Source organism: Cupriavidus sp. P-10, assembly GCF_003402535.2.
GTDB lineage: Bacteria > Pseudomonadota > Gammaproteobacteria > Burkholderiales > Burkholderiaceae > Cupriavidus.
In genome coordinates this window covers 1,035,050-1,055,562 of the sequence record NZ_AP025170.1, presented here as the reverse complement: position 1 = coordinate 1,055,562, position 20,513 = coordinate 1,035,050, and the positions used below count along the sequence as shown (strand labels likewise).

General features: G+C 67.9%; 18 protein-coding genes. 12 read left to right on the top strand and 6 right to left on the bottom strand.

The window, feature by feature from the left end; genetic code table 11:
- The first annotated feature begins 65 nt into the window (after nucleotides 1-65).
- The 3 genes from CTP10_RS04905 (at nucleotide 66) to CTP10_RS04895 (ending at nucleotide 3,005) form a co-directional block, all read left to right on the top strand.
- Complete coding sequence (locus CTP10_RS04905) at nucleotides 66-1,052, top strand: tripartite tricarboxylate transporter substrate binding protein BugE (RefSeq protein ID WP_116317576.1); 987 nt, start codon at nucleotides 66-68, stop codon at nucleotides 1,050-1,052.
- 16 nt (nucleotides 1,053-1,068) lie between these two features.
- Nucleotides 1,069-1,956, top strand: coding sequence for an N-formylglutamate amidohydrolase (locus CTP10_RS04900; RefSeq protein ID WP_116317575.1), 888 nt, complete (start codon nucleotides 1,069-1,071; stop codon nucleotides 1,954-1,956).
- Nucleotides 1,957-2,222: 266 nt separating this feature from the next.
- The gene (locus CTP10_RS04895) at nucleotides 2,223-3,005 is read left to right on the top strand and encodes a BspC domain-containing protein (RefSeq protein WP_442875109.1); all 783 of its coding nucleotides are present in this window, start codon (nucleotides 2,223-2,225) and stop codon (nucleotides 3,003-3,005) included.
- Between the two features lie 70 nt (nucleotides 3,006-3,075).
- On the opposite strand, the gene CTP10_RS04890 is transcribed toward CTP10_RS04895, so the two are convergent.
- Together CTP10_RS04890 and yaaA are read right to left on the bottom strand one after the other, a co-directional pair.
- Nucleotides 3,076-4,218 carry a M14 family metallopeptidase gene (locus tag CTP10_RS04890; RefSeq protein ID WP_116317574.1) on the bottom strand — a complete coding sequence of 381 codons (1,143 nt, stop codon included), beginning with the start codon at nucleotides 4,216-4,218 and terminating at the stop codon, nucleotides 3,076-3,078.
- Nucleotides 4,219-4,243: 25 nt separating this feature from the next.
- Nucleotides 4,244-5,029, bottom strand: coding sequence for a peroxide stress protein YaaA (gene yaaA, locus CTP10_RS04885; protein ID WP_116317859.1), 786 nt, complete (start codon nucleotides 5,027-5,029; stop codon nucleotides 4,244-4,246).
- Nucleotides 5,030-5,078: 49 nt separating this feature from the next.
- Here yaaA and CTP10_RS04880 point away from each other — a divergent pair, with 49 nt between their 5' ends.
- Nucleotides 5,079-5,639: a PIN domain-containing protein gene (locus tag CTP10_RS04880; RefSeq protein WP_116317573.1), complete on the top strand. Its 561-nt coding sequence runs from the start codon at nucleotides 5,079-5,081 to the stop codon at nucleotides 5,637-5,639.
- A gap of 69 nt (nucleotides 5,640-5,708) precedes the next feature.
- Nucleotides 5,709-6,881 (top strand): pyridoxal phosphate-dependent aminotransferase, encoded by a 1,173-nt coding sequence (locus CTP10_RS04875; protein ID WP_116317572.1) that lies wholly within the window; start codon nucleotides 5,709-5,711, stop codon nucleotides 6,879-6,881.
- Nucleotides 6,882-6,965: 84 nt separating this feature from the next.
- Here CTP10_RS04875 and CTP10_RS04870 read toward each other — a convergent pair whose 3' ends face one another.
- The gene (locus CTP10_RS04870) at nucleotides 6,966-7,610 is read right to left on the bottom strand and encodes a glutathione S-transferase (protein ID WP_116317571.1); all 645 of its coding nucleotides are present in this window, start codon (nucleotides 7,608-7,610) and stop codon (nucleotides 6,966-6,968) included.
- A 186-nt stretch (nucleotides 7,611-7,796) separates the two neighbouring features.
- Here CTP10_RS04870 and CTP10_RS04865 point away from each other — a divergent pair, with 186 nt between their 5' ends.
- The 4 genes from CTP10_RS04865 (at nucleotide 7,797) to CTP10_RS04850 (ending at nucleotide 12,091) form a co-directional block, all read left to right on the top strand.
- The gene (locus tag CTP10_RS04865) at nucleotides 7,797-9,320 is read left to right on the top strand and encodes a 3-hydroxyacyl-CoA dehydrogenase (protein WP_116317570.1); all 1,524 of its coding nucleotides are present in this window, start codon (nucleotides 7,797-7,799) and stop codon (nucleotides 9,318-9,320) included.
- Between the two features lie 48 nt (nucleotides 9,321-9,368).
- Nucleotides 9,369-10,148, top strand: a complete 780-nt coding sequence (locus CTP10_RS04860; protein WP_116317569.1) for an oxepin-CoA hydrolase, alternative type — start codon at nucleotides 9,369-9,371, stop codon at nucleotides 10,146-10,148.
- A 90-nt stretch (nucleotides 10,149-10,238) separates the two neighbouring features.
- On the top strand, nucleotides 10,239-10,964 hold the full coding sequence (locus tag CTP10_RS04855) for a histidine phosphatase family protein (protein WP_116317568.1): 726 nt from the start codon (nucleotides 10,239-10,241) through the stop codon (nucleotides 10,962-10,964).
- A 50-nt stretch (nucleotides 10,965-11,014) separates the two neighbouring features.
- Complete coding sequence (locus tag CTP10_RS04850) at nucleotides 11,015-12,091, top strand: phosphotransferase (RefSeq protein ID WP_116317567.1); 1,077 nt, start codon at nucleotides 11,015-11,017, stop codon at nucleotides 12,089-12,091.
- 142 nt (nucleotides 12,092-12,233) lie between these two features.
- On the opposite strand, the gene ggt is transcribed toward CTP10_RS04850, so the two are convergent.
- Nucleotides 12,234-14,126 (bottom strand): gamma-glutamyltransferase, encoded by a 1,893-nt coding sequence (gene ggt, locus CTP10_RS04845; protein ID WP_116317566.1) that lies wholly within the window; start codon nucleotides 14,124-14,126, stop codon nucleotides 12,234-12,236.
- Nucleotides 14,127-14,323: 197 nt separating this feature from the next.
- Here ggt and CTP10_RS04840 point away from each other — a divergent pair, with 197 nt between their 5' ends.
- The 3 genes from CTP10_RS04840 to CTP10_RS04830 all read left to right on the top strand — a co-directional run bounded on the left by CTP10_RS04840 (nucleotide 14,324) and on the right by CTP10_RS04830 (nucleotide 17,974).
- Entirely contained in the window at nucleotides 14,324-16,072 is a 1,749-nt protein-coding gene (locus CTP10_RS04840; RefSeq protein WP_116317565.1) for a vWA domain-containing protein, read from the top strand.
- 100 nt (nucleotides 16,073-16,172) lie between these two features.
- The gene (locus tag CTP10_RS04835) at nucleotides 16,173-16,754 is read left to right on the top strand and encodes a sigma-70 family RNA polymerase sigma factor (RefSeq protein WP_233527959.1); all 582 of its coding nucleotides are present in this window, start codon (nucleotides 16,173-16,175) and stop codon (nucleotides 16,752-16,754) included.
- The gene (locus CTP10_RS04830) at nucleotides 16,751-17,974 is read left to right on the top strand and encodes a hypothetical protein (protein ID WP_116317563.1); all 1,224 of its coding nucleotides are present in this window, start codon (nucleotides 16,751-16,753) and stop codon (nucleotides 17,972-17,974) included. Before CTP10_RS04835 ends, CTP10_RS04830 begins: the two co-directional genes overlap by 4 nt.
- A 33-nt stretch (nucleotides 17,975-18,007) precedes the next feature.
- Here the strand turns inward: CTP10_RS04830 and CTP10_RS04825 are convergent, their stop codons facing one another.
- Nucleotides 18,008-19,204 carry a CAP domain-containing protein gene (locus CTP10_RS04825; RefSeq protein ID WP_116317562.1) on the bottom strand — a complete coding sequence of 399 codons (1,197 nt, stop codon included), beginning with the start codon at nucleotides 19,202-19,204 and terminating at the stop codon, nucleotides 18,008-18,010.
- Nucleotides 19,205-19,429: 225 nt separating this feature from the next.
- Nucleotides 19,430-20,368: a LysR family transcriptional regulator gene (locus tag CTP10_RS04820; protein WP_063241508.1), complete on the bottom strand. Its 939-nt coding sequence runs from the start codon at nucleotides 20,366-20,368 to the stop codon at nucleotides 19,430-19,432.
- Nucleotides 20,369-20,513 lie beyond the last annotated feature (145 nt).

Sequence of the window (20,513 nt, the reverse complement as noted above, 5' to 3'; positions counted from 1 at the left end):
GTCTTGCTCAAACGCGCAGAATCAGGAAACCACCTCTGTCTCTCCTTTTCCCTACAAAAACCCTCATGCAACGTCGCCACCTCCTCCGCGTCCTCGCCGCCGCCTCGGCCGCCCTCGCCACCGGCCTGTCGTTCAGCGCAGCCGCCCAGTCCGGCTACCCGAACAAGCCGATCACGCTGGTCGTGCCGTTCCCCGCCGGCGGTACCACGGATATCGTGGCGCGCATCGTCGCCGACAAGCTCGGCCAGCAGTTGGGCCAGGCCGTGGTGGTCGACAACCGCGGCGGCGCCGGCGGCAGCATCGGCACCACCTTCCTGTCCAAGGCCGCTCCGGACGGCTACACGCTGGGCATTGCCACGGCCTCGACCCATGGCATCAACCCTGCGGTCTACCCTCGCCTGTCCTACGATGCAACCAAGGACTTCACCACCATCACCAACCTGGCCTCCGTGCCGAACGTGATGAGCATCAACCCGGCGGTCAAGGCCACCGACATGAAGTCCTTCATCGCGCTGGCGCAATCGCAGCCGAACAAGCTGGCTTATGGCTCGGCCGGCAACGGCAGCGTCTCGCACATGATGGGGGAACTGTTCAAGATGAGCAGCAAGACCGAACTGCTGCACGTGCCGTACAAGGGCGTGGGCCCGGCGCTGAACGACGCGCTGGCCAACCAGGTGCAGATCCTGTTCGACAACCTGCCGTCGTCGCTGCCGTTCATCGAAGGCGGCAAGCTGCGCGCGCTGGCCGTGGCCGCGCCCAAGCGCGTGGCGGCGCTGCCGAACGTGCCGACCTTCGCCGAGCTGGGCCTGGGCGAAGTCAACGACGCTGCCTGGTTCGGCCTGATCGCGCCGGCCAACCTGCCGGCCGACATCCAGAACAAGCTGCATGCCGCCGCCGTCAAGGTGCTGGCGCTGCCGGAGGTCAAGGCCAAGCTGGAAAAGCTGGGCGCGACCCCGGTGGGCGACACCCCGGCGCACTTCGCCGCGCAGATCAAGAGCGAAGTGGCCAAGAACAAGCGCGTGGCCGCGGCCGCCAAGATTTCGCTCGACTGACCCCTGGCGCAGCACCATGACCGATACCGACCGAACCACCGCGGATAGTCCGTTCTTCCTGTACCAGCCGGAGGGCGAGTCCGCTCCGCTGTTCCTGGATTCGCCGCACAGCGCGACCATCTACCCGACGGACTTCCGCCCCGATCCCGCCCTGCCGCTGCCGCTGCTGCGGCAGGCCGAAGACACCTTTGTCGATGAACTCTACGCCGGCGCGCCGGCGCGCGGCATCCCGCTGCTGTGCGCGGGCTTCCCGCGCAGCTACCTCGACGCCAACCGCGCGCTGGAGGAAATCGACGAAGCCCTGCTCGAGACCCCCTGGCCCGGCGCCAGGCAGGAAACCTCCAAGACCCGGCTCGGCAAGGGCCTGGTCTGGCGCGTGCTCGACAGCGGCGAGGCGATCTACGACCGCAAGCTCGCCGTGGAAGAAGTGCAGGCGCGCATCAACCGCTGCTACCTGCCCTACTACGCGCAACTGCAAAAGCTGGCCGACCGCGCCGTCTCCAGCCATGGCAGCGCCTGGCACATCAACTGCCATTCGATGCCGAGCCAGGCCGCGCAATACGCGACCGAGTTCCCCGGCCTGGAGCATCCCGACTTCGTCGTCGGCGACCGCGACGGCACCACCTGCGACAAGCGCTTCACCGACCGCATCGAAGGCGTGCTCAAGGACATGGGCTATGAGGTCTGGCGCAACCACCCGTACAAAGGCGTGGAGATCGTGCGCGTGGTCGGCCAGCCGCAGGCCGGGCGCCACAGCCTGCAGCTCGAGGTCAACCGCAAGCTGTACATGGACGAAGTGGGCCTGACCCACACCGCCGGCTTTGCCAAGCTGCGCCACAATCTGAACGCACTGCTCGACGAACTGCTGCGCTTCACGCGCGCAATGCCCTCGCGCGTAGCCTGAGGCGTTTGCCAACGCACCACGGCCGGGCCGCGCTGGATCACCGCGGACCGGTCGTGCGGGTTGCCCGCAGTTGTGCCACGTGGGAAATATCTGCTAGAAAGCAGGCCTCGCTTCCTGCGCGTCGTCATGCGTTAGAAGAATAGGTAACAAGATTTAGGAACTTTGCCAGATAGGTTTCCTCTATCATGGCATTCCTTTGCGAAGCTACCCGGCCTGCCGGCCCCGCGCCGGCAGGCCAATCCCAGAACGCAAACACCGCAAACACTGTGATCCGACGAATTTCCGAACTGCTCGGCAGCCGGCTCCGCATGGTGGCTGCCGCGGTGGCCGGTGCGATCGGGCTGGCGGGCTGCGCCAACATGCCCGCCGACGAGGCCGCCGCCCAGGTCCCGGCCCCGACGCCCACCCCTGCCCGGCCCGCCGCTTCCGCTCCCGCCGCCACTTCCGCGCCGCCTACCAAGACCATCACCCTGCCCGAGCGCGGCCGCGTCAGCCTGTCCGAGTACCGCGCACGCATGCGCGAGCAGCTGATGAAGACCGAGAACGCCACCAGCGACGTGGCGGACTGCGCCGCGCACGCCAGTTGGGTGGTGCCGCGCTCGGCCACCTACGATGCCCTGAAGATCCCCACCGGCGCGCTCGCCGCCGGGCAGGCCACGACCGAGCCCTGGAGCGGACGCTTCTCGCCCGGCAAGCAGGCCGTGCCGGTCAGCACCGTGGTCACCTTCAACGCCACGGCGCACAAGCGCCGTGGCGACAACGACTGGCAGCCGGTGCGCGTGCGCTGCGGCTACGACGACGGCATGATGCTGGCGTATGAACTGCAGGACACCAGCGGCGCCACCATCAGCGAACCCGCTGCCGCGCCGGCAGTGCCCACATCGAGCCAGGCCACGTCATCCAGCAAGAGCCGCAAGGGTGCGAAAGGCAAGAGTACGGCGTCGTCGAAGTCGAGCAAGTCCTCGTCGGCCAAGTCGACGAAGTCGGCTTCGTCGAAATCGGCGTCAGGGTCGGCGAAGACGAGCAGCACGGCCAAGAAGAAGCAGTAAGCGCGCTGTGTCTCCCCTCTCCCGTCAGGGAGAGGGGAGCAAACCCTCAGCGTGCGAGAGAGGCACCACCTCAGCCCAGGTAGTCCAGGATCGCCTGCAGCATCGCCGTGCCCAGCAGGGCGCTGCGCGCGCCGTTCCAGCCCACCGCCGGATCGGGCAAATCGGCGTTGTCCTTGAACGGCATTTCCAGCGTCAGCGCCAGGCAGCCGAAGGTATGGCCGATGTACTTGGACGCGAGCTTGAGCGCGTCGGCGTTGTACTTGCTGGCGGCATAGCCGTGCACGTCCTGGAAGTCCGGCGAAGCGCGCTTGAAGGCCTCGATGAAGCGCTGCTGCTCGCGCCGGCGCGCCTCGGTAAAGCCGGGCAGCATCTCGCTGCCGGCGACGAAGTTGTAAGGCAGGCCCTCGTCGCCGTGGATATCGAAGAACATGTCGCAACCCGTGGCCTCGATGGCGCGGCGCACGTGGTAGACCTCCGGGCTGGTATCCGCGCTGGGCGACATCCATTCGCGGTTCAGGTTGGCGCCCGCGGCGTTGGTGCGCAGGTTGCCGCGCGCCGAGCCGTCCGGGTTCATGTTCGGCACGATATGGAACACGGCGCGCTCTAGCAGCTTGCGCGCGACCGGATCGCCATTCCACACGCCGGTGCCGGTCAGGCGCTGCAGCACGCCCTCGACAAACCATTCGGCCATGCTCTCGCCCGGATGCTGGCGCGCGATCATCCAGATGGTCTTCTTGCCGGGGCCGGGCTGTCCCAGTGTGACACGGGTCATGTCGCGGCCGTCGACGGTGCTGCCCAGGTGCGACAGTTGCGCCAGCGGCGAGCGCTGGCAGCTCGCCAGCAGCGACAGGTGGCGCTCGTCGGGATAAGGCTCGAAATACGCGAACCAGACGCTGTCGTGCTCGGGCGTGAACTCCACCGTCATCACCTGCCCGTCGAAACTCGTCGGCACGCGGAACCAGTGCGCGCGGTCATACGAGGCCACCGCGCGGTAGTCGCGCCAGCCGTCCGGATAGGTGCAGTCGCCCGCGTTGAGGAAATGCATCCGGCAAGCCTGCCCCGCCGCACCCTGCAGGCGGAAGTGAAACCACTGCCGGAAGTCGGCGTGCGAATCGGCGCGCAGGCGCAGGCGGATATCGTCGGCACGGTCGAGCGCCTCGACCTCGATGGCACCCGAATCGAAATGCGAGGAGATATGCAGGGCGGAAGGCATGGCTGGCGGTCTCGTTTCGTTAGGGTCAGTCTTCCAGGCGGCGGCGGAACACCCAGCGGCCGGCGTCAGAAGCGGAGGCATCGAAGGCATAGCCATCCTCGGCGAAGCGCTTGAGCTTTTCCGGCTCGGTGATGCGGTGCGTGACGGCGTAGCGCGCCATGGTGCCGCGCGCGCGCTTGGCGTGGAACGAGATGATCTTGTAGCGGCCGCCCTTCCAGTCCTCGAACACCGGCGTGACGATGCGCGCCTGCAGCACCTTGGGCCGCACCACCTTGAAATACTCTTCCGAGGCCAGGTTGACCAGCACCGGCGCGCCTTCCTGCCTGAGCGCGGCAATGTCGCCGTTGATCATCTGCGTGACCTCGTCGCCCCAGAACGCGTACAGGTCCTTGCCCGCGGCGTTGTCGAGGCGCGTGCCCATCTCCAGCCGGTAGGGCTGCATCCAGTCCAGCGGGCGCAGCACGCCGTACAGGCCGGACAGGATGCGGAGGTGCTTCTGCGCGAAGGCCAGGTCCTCGGCGGGCAGCGTCTTAGCATCGAGCCCGTCGTAGACATCGCCATTGAAGGCCAGCACCGCCTGCTTGCTGTTGGCCGCGGTGAATTCGGGCGACCACTCGGCATAGCGCGTGACATTGAGCACGGCGAGCTTGTCGGAGATGTCCATCAGCGCGCCCACGTCCTGCGGCGCGAGCTTGCGCAGGCGCTCGATCAGCGCGGCGGAACGGTCGATGAAACGCGGCAGCGTATGGGTCTTGATGCGGGGGGGTGTCTCGTAGTCCAGTGATTTGGCGGGAGACAAAACGATGAGCATGGCAAAATCGCGGCAGTAGCCAAGGACAAACCAGCCAAGATTGTAGCGAATGCGCCTCGACAGTACCGGAACCGACCATCCCGCCAGCCCCGCCGGCATCACATCCGCCCTGACGGGCGCGCCCTGCGTGGTGCTCGACTCCAATATCTGGGTCGACCTGCTGGTCTTCCGCGACCCGCATGTCGAGCCCATCCGCCAGGCGCTGGAAGCCGGCATCATCGCCCCGGTGATCCGCGCCGATTGCCGCGAAGAGCTGCGCCGAGTGCTGGCTTATCCGCAATTTGCCCGCTTCGAGGTCGATATCGACGCCGCGCTGGCCACCGTCGATCGCCTGACCCGCCTCGAACCACTGCCGCCGCAGGACGAAGCCGACGCCATCAGGCTGCCCCGCTGCAAGGACACCGACGACCAGAAGTTTGTCGAGCTGGCCCACTTTGCCGGCGCCGCGTGCCTGGTATCGAAGGACAAGGCGGTGCTCAAGCTGCGCAGCCGCCTGCGCCGCTCCAGCGGCGTAGAGGTGCTGACGCCGCCGGGCTTTGGCGCCTGGCTGGCCGCTCAGGCCGGCACCACGGCCGACTTCACAACCGACACCGCGGCCGATCCGCTTTAAAATTGCCGCATCGCGCGCGGGGCCAATCCGGCACGCGCGCCTTTCTCTTACCGCACTGACGCCCGCAACATGTCCGCAGACACCACGCTCGCTCCCCTGACCCCGCCGCCCTCGCGCCTGCCCGCCGTCGGCACCACGATCTTCACCGTGATGTCGGCCCTGGCCATCGAGAAGAACGCCGTCAACCTGGGCCAGGGTTTCCCGGACTTCGATTGCGACCCCAGGATCGTCGACGCGGTCGCCGGGGCCATGCGCGCCGGCCATAACCAGTACCCGCCGATGGCGGGCGTGCCCCGCCTGCGCCAGGCCATCGCCGACAAGATCGCCGCGCTCTACGGCCACCAATACAGCTGGGATACCGAGATCACTGTCACCGCCGGCGCTACGCAGGGCATCCTGACCGCGATCCTGTGCGCCGTGCATCCGGGCGACGAGGTCATCGTGCTCGAGCCCTGCTACGACAGCTACCTGCCGGCGATCGAACTGGCAGGCGCCACCGCGGTGCCGGTCACGCTGGAGGCGCCGGAATTCCGCGTGCCCTTCGACAAGCTCGCCGCCGCGATCACGCCGCGCACGCGCATGATCCTCATCAACACGCCGCACAACCCGACCGGCACGATCTGGCGCGCGGGCGACATGGACAAGCTGGCGCAGATCCTGGCGGGCACCGACATCCTGCTGCTGTCGGACGAGGTCTACGAGCACATGGTCTACGACGGCCAGCGGCATGAATCGGTCTCGCGCCATCCCGAACTGGCGCGCCGCAGCTTCGTGGTCTCGAGCTTCGGCAAGACCTACCACGTGACCGGCTGGAAGGTCGGCTACGTGGCCGCGCCGGTGGCGCTGATGGCAGAGTTCCGCAAGGTGCACCAGTTCAACGTGTTCACCGTCAACACGCCGGTGCAGCACGGGCTGGCCGACTATATGGCCGATCCCGCGCCGTACCTGCAGTTGTCCGCGTTCTACCAGGCCAAGCGCGATTTCTTCCGTGCCGGGCTGGCCAGTTCGCGCTTCAAGCTGCTGCCGTCGGATGGCACTTACTTCCAGTGCGTCGACTACTCGGCCATTTCCGACCTGAGCGAGGCGGACTTCGCCATGTGGCTGACGCGCGAGATCGGCGTGGCGGCGATTCCGGTGTCGGCGTTCTATACGCAGCCGCGTGAGTCAGGCGTGGTGCGGTTCTGCTTTGCGAAGAAGGAAGAGACGCTGGCGCTGGCGCTGGAACGGCTCGCCAAGCTATAAGCAAGCGCCCGGCATCCGGCCAAAAGCAAAACGCCCACGATTGCTCGTGGGCGTTTTGCTTTGTCTCGTAAAGGCGCTGGACGCTTACTTCTTGCTCCGGCTCATCATCAGCTCGGTATTCGCCTTCCGGTCCGCATTGACCTGCTGCACCGACTCGCGCTGCGACAGCGTCTTCAGGTAATCCTTGACCGGCAGGTCAGCCAGCATATCCGTGCCATAGATGATCTTGGTGCACGACGACACCAGCGGCAGGTGCACGGCTGCCGCGCAGTCGGCCAGCGTGAAGCTTTCGCCGGCGATATACGGCGAGAATTTGGCCAGCCTGGCAAACGCCGGGATATAGCGCGTCAGCAGCTTGTGCTGGCGCTCCTTGACGCCGTCGCTGACCTTGCCGCCGAAGAACGCTTCCGGATACAGCTCGCGTGCGGTCAGTTCCAGGTACAGCTCCAGGAAGGTGACGATCTCGCGCACCTTGCCTGCCTGCAGCGGATCCTTCGGCAGCAGCGGCGTTTGGGGGAAGGCCGCTTCCAGGTATTCGACGATGACTTCCGACTCGCACAGTGAGCCGGATTCGGTGATCATGTAGGGCACCTTGCCCGCGGGCGATGCAGACGGGTCGGTTTCGCCGATCCATGCCAGCACCTCTTCGAACGGCACGTTCTTTTCCAGCAGCGCCAGCTTCACTTTGTTGTAGTAGTTGCTGGCGGCAAAGCCGCAGAGCTTCAGCATGTCGTCTCTCTCCGTTGTTGGAATGGTCGCCCGCGCGTCGCGGGTCTGAGGGGGATTGTGGCCCATCCGGAGCCTGCCGTGTCCGGGCTGGCCGATCAGCGCACGCCGCCTGCCCTTCCGGTCTGTTCGGAAAGGTGCAAAAAACGTACGATCGTGCTAATTTAACCACAACTTTTGGGACAAATGATGAGCACCTTCACCATCGACACGCTGGGCGTCGTCGGCACCGGCGCCATGGGCCGCGGCATCGCACAGATCGCCGCCCAGGCTGGCCTGACCGTCAACCTGTACGACGCCAACCCGGAAGCTGTGGCCGCCGCCCGCCAGTACCTGCAGGACACGCTGGCCAAGCTCGCCGACAAGGGCAAGATCAGCGCCGCCGACGCCGAGGCGACGCTGGCCCGCGTCAAGCCGTGCGCCGCGCTGGAAGACCTGGCCAACAGCGACATGGTGGTCGAAGCCATCGTCGAGAAGCTGGAAGTCAAGCGCGACCTGGTCGCAAAGCTGGAAGCGATCCTGCGCGAAGACGCCATCATCGCCTCGAACACCTCGTCGCTGTCGATCACCGCGATCGCCGTGGGTGCCAAACACCCGGGCCGCGTCGCCGGCTATCACTTTTTCAACCCCGTGCCGCTGATGAAGGTGGTCGAGGTCATCGACGGCCTGTCGGGCGACCCCGCTGTGGGCGACGCGCTGATGGCGCTGTCGCGGCGCATGGGTCATACGCCGGTGCGCTGCAAGGACATGCCGGGCTTTATCGTCAACCATGCCGGCCGCGGCATGAACATCGAGGGCCTGAAGGTCGCGCAGGAAGGCGTGGCCGAGTTTGCCGACATCGACAACATCATGCGCGAGCAGGCCGGCTTCCGCATGGGCCCGTTCGAGCTGATGGACCTGACCGGGCTGGATGTGTCGCACCCGGTGATGGAGTCGATCTACAACCAGTTCTACCAGGAGCCGCGCTACCGTCCGTCGCCGATCACCGCGATCCGCGCGGTCGGCGGGCTGATCGGCCGCAAGGCCGGCGCCGGGTTCTATGCGTACGCCGATGGCCAGAAGCAGGTGCCTGCCGCCGCCGTGGTGCCGAGCGCGCGCCCGTCGAGCGTGTGGGTCAGCCACGACAGCGAGCGCGGCCACGCCATGGTGACCAGGCTTCTGGGCGCGCTCGGCGTGATCCCGGAAGGCGGCAACAAGCCGTCGGCCGACGCGCTGATCGTCGTCACGCCGCTGGGCCTGGACGCTACCACCAGCGTGCTGCAACAAGGCCTGGACCCGGCCCGCACCGTCGCCATCGACACCCTGCTGCCGTTCGAGGCCACCAGGCGCCGCACGCTGATGACCACGCCGGCCACCAGCGCCGCCGCGCGTGACGCCGCGCATGGCCTGTTTGCCAGCGACGGCGTGCCAGTGACGCTGATCCGCGACTCGGCCGGCTTCGTCGCGCAGCGCGTGCTCTGCTGCATCATCAATATCGCCAGCGATATCGCGCAGCAACGCATCGCCACGCCGGCGGACATCGACCTCGCCGTGAACCTCGGCCTCGGCTACCCGAAGGGCCCGCTGGCGCTGGGCGACGCGGTCGGCCCGCAACTGGTGCTGGAGACGCTGCGCAACATGGAAGCGCTGACCGGCGACATGCGCTACCGCCCGAGCCCGTGGCTGTGGCGCCGCGCCGGCCTCGGCCTGTCGCTGCTGGCCGAAGAGCAGTAAGCCCGTCCCTTATCGTTTTCAGAGTCCGGTTTTACAGAGTCCGCCCCCATGCCCGCACAACTGCTTTCCGAACGCGTCGATTCGACGCTGGTCCTGACCATCTCGAACCCCGAGGCGCGCAACGCGCTGCACCCGGACATTTATGCGGGCTCGAAGGCGGCGCTGGATGCGGCCGCCGCCGACGATTCGATCCGCGCGGTGATCTTCACCGGCGCCGACGGCATGTTCTGCGCCGGCGGCAACCTGAACCGGCTGCTCGGCAACCGCAGCCAGCCGCCCGAGGTCCAGGCCGCCAGCATCGAAGTGCTGAACGGCTTTATCCGTTCACTGCACGCCTTTCCCAAGCCGATCATCGCGGCGGTGGAAGGCGCGGCCGCCGGCGCGGGCCTGTCGCTGGTGCTGGCGTGCGACTTCGTGGTCGCGGCCAGCGACGCCAAGTTTGTGATGGCCTATGTCTCGGTCGGCCTCACGCCCGACGGCGGCGGCTCGTACGAACTGGCGCGCGCCCTGCCGCGCCAGCTCGCCAGCGAGATGATGATGGAAGGCAAGCCGGTCAGCGCCGAGCGGCTGGCCCAGTTTGGCCTCGTCAACCGCGTCACGCCGCCGGGCGAGGCGGTGGCCGAGTCGCTGCGGCTGGCCGCGGGGCTGGCCAGGCAATCGCCGCACGCGGTCGGCCGCATCAAGGGCCTGATCAACTACGCGGCCACGGCATCGCTCGACGAACACCTCCTCGCCGAGCGCGACAACTTTGTCGCCGCACTGCATCACCCCGATGGCGGCGAAGGCATCAGCGCGTTCCTGGAGAAGCGCAAGCCGCAATACCGCTGACGGACCTGAAGGACACGGACGGGCCACTGCCCGTCTTCATGGCAAGCCCGCAGCAGACGGGCACGCCAGCACAACACAAGGAGACAACGCATGGAATTGCCGCCGTCCTCGCGTCGCCGCATCTATCTGATGCGCCACGGTGCCGTTTCGTACTTCGATGAAGGCGGGCGCCCCGCCCTGCCGGAGATGGTGCCGCTCAACGAAACCGGCCGCATGCAGGCTACCGCCGCCGGACGCGCCTTTGCCGCCGAGCAGATCCGTTTCGACCGCGTCATCGTCAGCGGCCTGCCGCGCACGGTCGAGACTGCCGAGGGGGTGCTGGCCGAACTGCCCGACATGGACGACGTGGTGCCCGAGGTCTGGCCGGAGTTCCAGGAAATCCGCGGCGGCGACCTGTCCGCAATTGCCGACGCCGACCTGCGCGACGCCTTCGTCGGCGCCTTTGAAGGCGAAGTCCCCGAAGACAAGCGCTTCCTCAACGGCGAGACCATCGGCGCCTTTCTCGACCGCGTGCTGCCCGGGCTGGATCGCCTGCGCGCCGACCCGGAATGGGACACCGTGCTGATGGTGCTGCATGGGGGCACCAACCGCGCCATCCTGTCGCAGGCCATCACCTGCGGGCGGCGCGTGCTGTTCGGCTCGCTGCTGCAAACGGCGGGCTGCATCAATGTGCTCGACATGGGCGACGGCCCGCTCGACTGGGTGGTGCGCATGACCAACTACTCGCCGCCGACGCCCGTCCACAGCGGCTCGCGCCACACCACCATGGAAGTGCTGCTGCACCAGTATTTGCGCGGACGCCAGCCGGCCGCCTGAGTCACCCAAGCCATCCAACCGAACCCGAACAGAAAACCAACGGAGACAGCATGACGAGCAACGTATCGCACTTCGAGGGCACGCGCCCGGTGGCAGACCAGCAACGCTTCGACACCGACGCGCTGGAAGCCTGGATGCGCCAGCACGTAGAGGGTTTCGCCGGCCCGCTGACCGTCGAGCAGTTCAAGGGCGGGCAGTCCAACCCGACCTTCAAGCTGGTCACGCCGGGGCAGACCTACGTGATGCGCGCCAAGCCCGGCCCCAAGAGCAAGCTGCTGCCGTCCGCGCACGCCATCGAGCGCGAATACCGCGTGATGGCCGCCCTTGCCGGCACCGATGTCCCGGTGGCGCGCATGTACGCGCTGTGCGAAGACGAATCTGTGATCGGCCGCGCCTTCTACATCATGGAGTTTGTCGCCGGCCGCGTGCTGTGGGACCAGTCGCTGCCCGGCATGGGCAACGTGGAGCGCGGCGCCATCTATGACGAGATGAACCGCGTCATCGCCGCGCTGCACACGGTCGACTACAACGCCATCGGGCTGGGCGACTACGGCAAGCCCGGCAACTACTTCCAGCGCCAGATCGAGCGGTGGAGCAAGCAATACAAGCTGTCCGAGACGGAGTCGATCCCGGCCATGGACGCGCTGATTGACTGGCTGCCTCAGCATATTCCGCAGGAAGACGCGGACCTGACGTCGATCGTGCATGGCGATTACCGGCTCGACAATCTGATGTTCCATCCGACCGAGCCGCGGGTGCTGGCGGTGCTGGACTGGGAGCTGTCCACGCTGGGGCACCCGATGGCGGACTTCAGCTACCACTGCATGAGCTGGCATATCGCGCCGGGGCAGTTCCGTGGGATTGCGGGGCTGGACTATGCGGGGCTGGGGATTCCCGATGAAGCTGCGTATCGGCGCATGTATGAGCAGCGTACCGGGCGTGCAATCACTGGCGACTGGAATTTCTATCTGGCCTTCAGCATGTTCCGTATTGCCGGGATCCTGCAGGGGATCATGAAGCGCGTGGTGGATGGGACGGCTTCGTCGGCGCAGGCTACTGATGCGGGCAAGCGGGCGCGGCCGATGGCGGAGATGGGGTGGGAGTATGCGAAGAAGGCTAAGGGTTGACTGGAGTTAGGCTCTGACGCTGTGGTCGCGGTTGGTGACATGCTGTCGGCCGTTGAACCGCCCAGGAGGGCGGAACCAGGCGGTTCAAAGGCGGACAGCATGTCACCAGCAGCGACCACGACAGAAAAACTGCCCTCCCCCTTTAATCCCCCAACGCCACCCCTTCCCGCCGCGGGTCCGCGCCGCCAGCCCACACCACCTTCCCATCGGGCCCCTGCCGGCGCACGATAGCCTGCGTCCCGCTGGTCATCTCAATCTCGGCAACCTGATGCCCACGCTGCTGCAGCGCCTGCACCAGCCCCGGCGACACCAGCCCCTTCTCCACCTCGGTAGGCCCATTGCGGCTGCCGAAGTTACCCATCCCGATCGCAGCCTGCGGATCCATATTCCAGTCCAGCATGCCAACCAGCGTCTTGGACACATACTCGATGATCTGCGAACCTCCAGGCGAACCAACCGTGGCCACGAGTTGCCCGGTCTGGCGGTCGAACACCAGCGTCGGCGCCATCGACGAACGCGGGCGTTTGCCCGGCTCGACGCGGTTAGCCACCGGCTTGCCGTTCTCGCTCGCCACGAAGGAGAAGTCAGTCAGCTGGTTGTTCAGCATGAACCCGCGCACCATCAGATGCGAGCCGAAGTACGACTCGATCGTGGTGGTCATCGAGATCGCGCCACCGCGGTCATCGACCGCCACGATCTGCGAGGTGGAGATGCGCGGCGGCGAGCGGTCGGGGGCATACGCCACCGCAGGCCCCGGCGGTACGCCCGGCTGCGCCTTGCCCATGCTCTTGTCGCTGATCAGCTCGGCGCGGGACGCGAGGTAGTTCGGGTTGACGAGGCCAGCCACGTCGATCTGCACGAAGTCGGAATCGGCCACATACAGGCCGCGGTCCGCATAGGCCAGGCGGTCGGCTTCGGCGATCGCGTGGACCGCGTCAGGATTGGCTTCCACCTGCGCGGGCGTGTTGACGTTTTGCGGCTTGAGCGCGGCCAGCGCGTACTTGGGATTCTTGGTCTCCAGCGCCTGCAGCGTGCCCAGGATCTGCGCAATGGCGATACCGCCTGACGACGGCGGCGGCATGCCGCAGATCTTCCAGCGCTTGTAGTCGGTGCAGACCGGCACGCGCTGCTTGGCCTTGTAGTTGCGCAGATCGGCCATCGACAGCGAGCCGGCGTTGGTGCCGCCGTTCACCTTGGTGACGATGTCCTGCGCGATCGGGCCGCCGTACAGCACGCCGGCACCGCGCCGGGCGATATCGCGCAGCGTCTGTGCGAGCTTGGGGTTCTTCAGCACCGTGCCGGCCGGCTTGGGCTTGCCCTGCGCATCGAGGAAGTACGCAGCCATTTCCGGCGAATTGGCCAGGAACTTGTCGGCGGCAACCTGCGTGTACAGGCGCTGCGAGATCGGGAAGCCCTTCTCCGCCAGGGAAATCGCCGGCTCGAACAGCTTGGCCCATGGCAGGCGACCGTGCTGCCGATGCGCCATCTCCAGCGCGCGCATCACGCCCGGCGTGCCGACCGAACGCCCGCCGATCTGCGCTTCGCTGAACTCCATCGGCTTGCCGTCGGGGCGCATGAACATGTTTTCAGTGGCGCCGGCGGGTGCGGTCTCGCGGCCGTCGAAGGCCTGCACGCGCTTGCCGTCCCAGTACATGATGAAGGCGCCGCCGCCGATGCCGGTGGCCTGCGGCTCCACCAGCGTCAGCACGGCCTGCATGGCGATGGCGGCATCGATGGCCGAGCCGCCCTGGCGCAGCATGGCGCGCCCGGCCTCGGTGGCCAGCGGATTGGCCGCGGCGGCCATATGGCGCTGCGCATGGACCGTCGACATGCCGGCGCGGTAGCCGGAGGCGACCTCCGGAGCCGGCGGCATGGCCGCCGCGGGCGCTGCCGCGGCCGGTGCGGCAGCTGGCGCAGCGGACGCGGCGGGCGTCCCTGTCCCTCCGCCCTGCGTTCCACACGCTCCAAGCAGCGCGGCCGTGGTCAGGGCCAGCGTGCTCCGCCACACCATCGAATTGAGGTCAAAGTGGGCCATGCGATGTCTCCTGGGGGAAGGAATCAGGCGATTGTAGTGGCGATCGGCGCATGCGGGGGTCGGGCAAAGTCTGATTTCCGTCACCTGGCGGAGCGTGCAGCGAAAAAAATCTGCGGAATTCAACCCCGCCGACGGCCGTGCTCCGTTTCATGGACAGGCCACCCGGCGTCCCGCCTGCGGCCCTCCAGGAGAACAACATGCAACTTCGCGCACCGGTCGTTTCCACCGTCGGCGCCCGGCGCGCCCGGGCCGCTGCTGCCTGCTGCGCCGCCGCGCTGGCACTGGCGCTGTCGGCCTGCGGCGGGCATTCGCCTTCGCTGACGCAGGCGCCGCAACCTGTGCCGCCGGCCCCGGCGCCCGCGCCAGTCCGCGACCACGCTGCCGGATCGGCCAAAGCCGCCAGCGTCGCACCCGCCGCCGAAATGCGCGCCGTCGCGCCCCATGCCCCGATGGCCATGCCGCGACCCTATCATTTGCCGCCACCGCAGGCCTCGGACCGCGAGCGCTACGGCCAGATCGAAGAGAACAGCGTCAAACTCGTCGCGCAGGCCCCGGTGTCCACCTTCAGCATCGACGTCGACACAGGCAGCTACAGCAATATGCGCCGCCTGCTCAATGCCGGCCGGCTGCCGCCCGCGGATGCCGTGCGCGTGGAAGAGCTGCTGAACTACTTCCCCTACGACTACGGCCAGCCTGCCGACGGCAGGCCCTTCGCCGTGCACACCGCGCTGGCGCCCGCGCCGTGGCATCCGTCCAACGTGCTGCTGCGCATCGGCATCAAGGGCAAGGACATCGCCAGCGGCGCGCTGCCGCCGGCCAACCTGGTGTTCCTGGTCGACGTGTCCGGCTCAATGGACTCGCCCGACAAGCTGCCGCTGCTCAAGTCCTCGCTGAAGCTGCTGGTGAACAAGCTGCGGGCACAGGACCGCATCACGCTGGTCACCTATGCCAGCGGCACCCGCGTGGCGCTGCCGCCCACGCCGGGCAGCGACAAGACCGCCATCAGCGCCGCCATCGACCAGCTCGTGGCCGGTGGCAGCACCGCCGGCGCCAGCGGCATCGCACTGGCCTACCAGGCCGCGCAGCAGGGCTACATTGCAGGCGGCATCAACCGGGTGCTGCTGGCGACCGACGGCGACTTCAATGTCGGCGTGACCGACTTCCGGCAGCTCAAGGGCATGGTCGAAGAGAAGCGCAAGTCGGGCGTGTCGCTGTCGACGCTGGGCTTCGGCACCGGCAACTACAACGAGCAGCTGATGGAGCAGCTGGCCGATGCAGGCGACGGCGCCTACTCGTATATCGACAACCTGATGGAAGGCAACAAGGTGCTGGTGAACGAGGTCAGCTCGACGCTGGCCACCATCGCGCGAGACGTGAAGATCCAGGTGGAATTCAACCCGGCGACGGTGAAGGAATACCGTCTGATCGGCTATGAAAACCGCATGCTGGCGCGCGAGGATTTCAACAACGACAAGGTCGACGCCGGTGACATCGGCGCCGGCCATACGGTGACCGCGCTGTATGAGCTGACGCTGGCCGGCCAGCCCGGGCTGGTCGATCCGCTGCGCTACCAGCCGGCCACGCCGGCAAACGGCCGCGATGGCGAACTGGCGCATGTGAAGCTGCGCTACAAGCTGCCCACGGCCAGCACCAGCCAGCTGATGAATATCACTGTGGCGCGGCAGGCGATCCGGCCGCTGGCCCAAGGCGACGACGACTTCCGCTTCGCTGCCGCCGTGGCGGGCTTCGGCCAGGCGCTGCGCGGCGGCAAGCACACCGCCAGCTGGGGCTACGCGGAGGCGCATGCGCTGGCGCAAGGCGCGCGCGGCGCCGACCGCTTCGGCTACCGCGGCGAATTCCTCAAGCTGGTGGACCTGGCGCAAAGCCTCGCGACCAGCAAGCCGGCGGATGCCAGTGGTGCGGCTCCCGAGCGTGCGGCGCGCTGACAACGTAGCGGCGCAGGGCGGCGCAGCGGTTTGTCGCCCCGCCCTGCGCTCTCCTATACTCGGGCGCATGCAGGCTCCAGACCCCGTCCCGCCTCCCCCGTTGGCCGCGCTGCCCGACCAGGACCTGATGCTGCTGGTCGCTTCCGGCATCATCGAGCAGCCCATCGCCGAACTGTTCCGCCGCCATAACGCCGGCCTCTACAACTACGTGGCGTGGCTGTGCCAGGGCAACACCGGCGAGGCCGAAGACATCGCGCAGAAGACCTGGGTCAAGCTGATGACCCGCTGCGGCGATTACCAGCCCGCCGCGGCGTTCCGCACCTTCCTGTACCAGATCGCGCGCAATGCCTGGCTTGACCAGGTGCGCAGCGCGGATGCGCGCCAGCGCCATGACACGGACGATGGCCAGCCGCCGGAACTGCCCGCCGACGACCTGTCGCCGGAAGCCGAGCTGCAGTTGCGGCAGCATGCGCACCACGTCCACCGCGCGCTGCTGCAACTGCCGGTGGCGCAGCGCGAGGTGGTGGTGCTGCGCTTCTTCAGCGACATGAGCGTCGAGGATATCGCGCAGATGCTGGGCGAGAAGTTCGAGACCGTGAAGAGCCGGCTGCGCTATGCCTTTGCGCGCCTGCGTGCCGACCTGGCAGGCAGCGTGCCCGGCGCGCGGGAGCCTGGGCCATGAGCGCCGCCGACCGCTTCATCGACGGGCAGGACCGGCTCGCCGCGCTGCTGAAGGACCTGCCCCGCTACACGCCGTCGGAACGCCTGGCCGACGCGGTGCATGCAGCGGCGCGGGCGGCCCAACAGGAAGCCGACGCGCGCCGCGCCGGCTCCCTGCCATTCACCGCGCCGCCGGGACTCGCGTCCGCGGTGATGGAAGAAGCCGCGCGGCTGCAGGCAGCGCAGGCGGGCCGGCGCGATGCGGTGCTGACCGGCATTGCGGCAGGCCAGCCGGTGGCGCAGGCCCTGGGTGCGCCCGTCAGCGATGCCACGCGCGACTGGCTGGCGGCGCAGGCGCACCGCACAGCCACCGCGCAGGCCACAGGGCGGACAGAACAGACACGCACGGCACGCGCACGCCGTTGGTGGCGTTCGCTCGGCGCGGTGGCTAGCGTGGCGGCCGTGGCCGGGCTGACCACCAGCATCGTGCTGCGGCAGATCGACGAAGGCGCCTTGCAACCGGCAGCGGTGCAAGAGTCAACCACACCTGCAGCCACAACTGCAGCTGCACCTGCCGCGCCGACAACGGCGCCGGCAGCCGGGGACGCACCCGCGCCGACGCAGGACGCACCCGTCGCCGCTCCGGCAAATCCCGCACCACCGGCACCCAGGGCCACTACATCGGCATCGCAGGAGCTACGGCAAGAACGCGAAGCCACCCCGCGCCAGCGCATACAGCCGCGCGCCGAGCGCAAGGCGACGCCACGCGGCGATACGCAGGCAATGCCCGCCCCTGCCCCGGCCACCGAAGGCTTGCAGCCTCAAGCCCCCGCCGTCGCAGCAGCCCCGCCGATGCCCGCCTACTCCGCCATGGCGGAAGCCGCGCCTGCGCCAGCGGCCCCGCCCGCACCGGCGCCGGCAGCCGCCCCGCGCGCCGACTTCGCGCGCAAGATGGCCCCGCCGATGGCGGCGGCGCGCGCACCCGCGGCGCTTGCCACAGCGGCGATGGTTGTGTCGGTGCAGGAAGATCCCGCGTCAATCGCGGCGCGCATGCAGGCAAGCCCGCCGCTTGGCGTGTGGGCGGCCGAACCGGACAGCGCGGACATCAGGGAATGGGTGGAACGGCTATGGCAGTCGATGCCGGCGGGACAGCGCCCGCCGTTGCCATATGCCGTGCAAGCCGACCGCACGCTGGCCCCGGGCCAGGTGCGCATCGATCTGCAGCACCGCGCGCCGCAGTGAGCGCGCCGGTGCCTGGTGGCTGACCGCGGAAGATCAGCGCGTGGTGAACGACCAGCTCAGGTCCACCGGCTGCGAACCCAGCCGGCCGGTCACGCGCACGTTGTAGCGCTGGCCGCTTGCCAACGGTGCCACCGGCGTGCAGATCGCCAGCCCGCGCGCGGCGCTGGACAGGCCCGACGAACGGCTGTCGACCTTCAGGCAGTTGACGCTGTTGCCCTGTGCGTCGGTGATGGCGAAGTTGTCGGCATCGAACTGCAGCGAGGTGTTGATCGCCTGCAGCGAGACCGGGTAGCCCACGGTCTTGCCTTCGTAGCCCGGCGCCGGGTTGGGGCTTTCGGAGTTGACCCAGCTGGCGGGCACGTCGGCCTGGCCGTTGAACGGGTAAGCCACCATCTGGTTGTCTGTGCCGCCCTTGGACGCATCGGCCAGGTCGATGGTCTGGTAGTAGCTTGCAGACGTGCCGCTGCCGTTCGGGCCCACGCTCTCCGCAAAGCCGCTGCCGGCCGAGCCGTAGCTGCCCAGCAGCGCGGCGCGGTGGAACGGCGCGTTGATCAGGTCAGAGGCCAGCGCATCCTTGGGCGACATCGACAGGTTGGCATTGGCCACCGAGGTCCAGCGGTTGGCGCCGGCCACCACTTCCGCGGTGGCATTGGTCGAGTAAGCCGCCTGGATGCGCGCGTTGGGCGTGGCACCGGTATAGCCGGGCTTGCCGCTGACTTCGTCGTGCGTCAGCGTGGCGTTGGCCAGCATGTACCCGGTGTGGTTCTGCGCCACGTTGTTGAGCGCGTCGCGCGCTGCCAGCGCCGGCAGGCCGACCTGCTCGCGCCGGTAGTTGGCGTAGCACAGGCCCGCGCTGCGCGGTTCGTCGAGCACGCGGTAGTTGCTGACCGCGCTGCCGCGCGCCGGCAGCAGCGTGATGCCGCTGCCAGCCGCGGGCGCCGGCGCCGCGCCGCTGACGGTGTAGCAGCCGCCGGCCGTGACCGGCGTGGAAGAGGAACCGGGCGTCGAGCCGGGGTTCGCGCTGGGGTTCGCGCTGGACTGGGTGCCGGATTGCGAGGAACCCTGTGGCGCAGCGCCCGAGGTGCTTCCACCGCCGCCGTCGCCACCGCCGCCACAGGCGGACAGGGCCAGCGCGGCAGCGGCGCAGAGGCCGGTCAGGGTGAACGTGGTGCGGCGCGCGCGTCGCGGCAGCGTGGGTTGGCAATCAGCAAGCAAGCGTGTCCCGGTCATCGGTCTGGATGTCTCGTAGTCGTGGAATAAGGCATCTGCCTGAGGGATCCGCACGCGCGGACAACCGACGCGGGAGGCGCCGGAGGCAGAAAGACCGGTCGATGGTATGAGCGTGACCCGGCAGGGTCTAGCCTGCGAACAATTGCTTACGTGTGAACCGCGCGCGGAGCACGGGGGCGGCTTCCGACGCACCTTGTCGCAAGCGGCATGCGACGTGCCATCCGCTTAGCCCGCAGGCGTCACATCAGCGGTGCCACCACCCAGTGATGTCATCACCGCCATCAACTGCTCGCGCAGCCACCTGTTGGCGCCATCGTTCTCGCCGCCCGCGTGCCAGTACAGGTGCAGTTCCAGCGTCGGGACCTTGAACGGCAGCGACAGCAGCCGGTTGGCATAGGGCTCGTTGGCGATGCGCGCATAGCGCAGCGGCAGCGTCGCCAGCAGGTCGGTGCAGCTGACCACGCGGCACGCGGCGGCATAGTGCTGGCAACGCAGCCGCACGCGCCGCGTCAGGCCCATGCGGTGCAGCGCCTGGTCTTCCAGCCCGGCGCCACGGCGGCGCGATGACACGTGCACGTGCTCGGCCGCCAGGTAGCGCTCCAGCGTCAGTTCCTTCTTCACCAGCGGATGGTCGCGGCGTGCCAGCACCACCATCGGGTCGTTCATGAATGGCGCGTGGTGGATGGCCGGCGAAACCGGCAGCAGGATATCGATCGCGGTGTCGATGGTCCCGGCCAGCAGTTCGGACTCCATCTCGCGCCGGTCAAAGCGGATTGCGGCGATTTCCACGTGCGGCGCCATTGCCGTCACCCGCGCCATCAGCGGCGGCAGCAGCGTCGATTCCAGCGCGTCGCGCATGCCGATGGTGAAGCGCCGCACCGTATTGGTCGGATCGAAGTGCGGCGTATCCTGCAACGTGCGCGCGAACGATTGCAGCGCGCCGCGCACCTCGCCCGCCAGCGAACGGGCCAGCGGCGTGGGTGCCATGCCCTGCCCGCGGCGCTCGAACAGCGGGTCGTCGAACAGCGTGCGCAGCCGCCCCAGCGCATGGCTGACCGCGGGCTGCGTCAGGTTGAGCTGGCGCGCGGCCGCGGTGATGCTGCCTTCGCTGTAGATGGCGTCGAACACCACGAAGAGGTTGAGGTCGATCCGGGAGAGCTGCATGACGGCGATTCTGTCACGGAATGCAGGGAATTGATACTGGCAAATCCAGAAAATTCATTTTTCTAATTAACGTCTTTCAGATAGAGTGCATTGCATCGGCCCATTCCACCTGAATGACGTAGCCAACCGGCGCCGCTGCCATGCC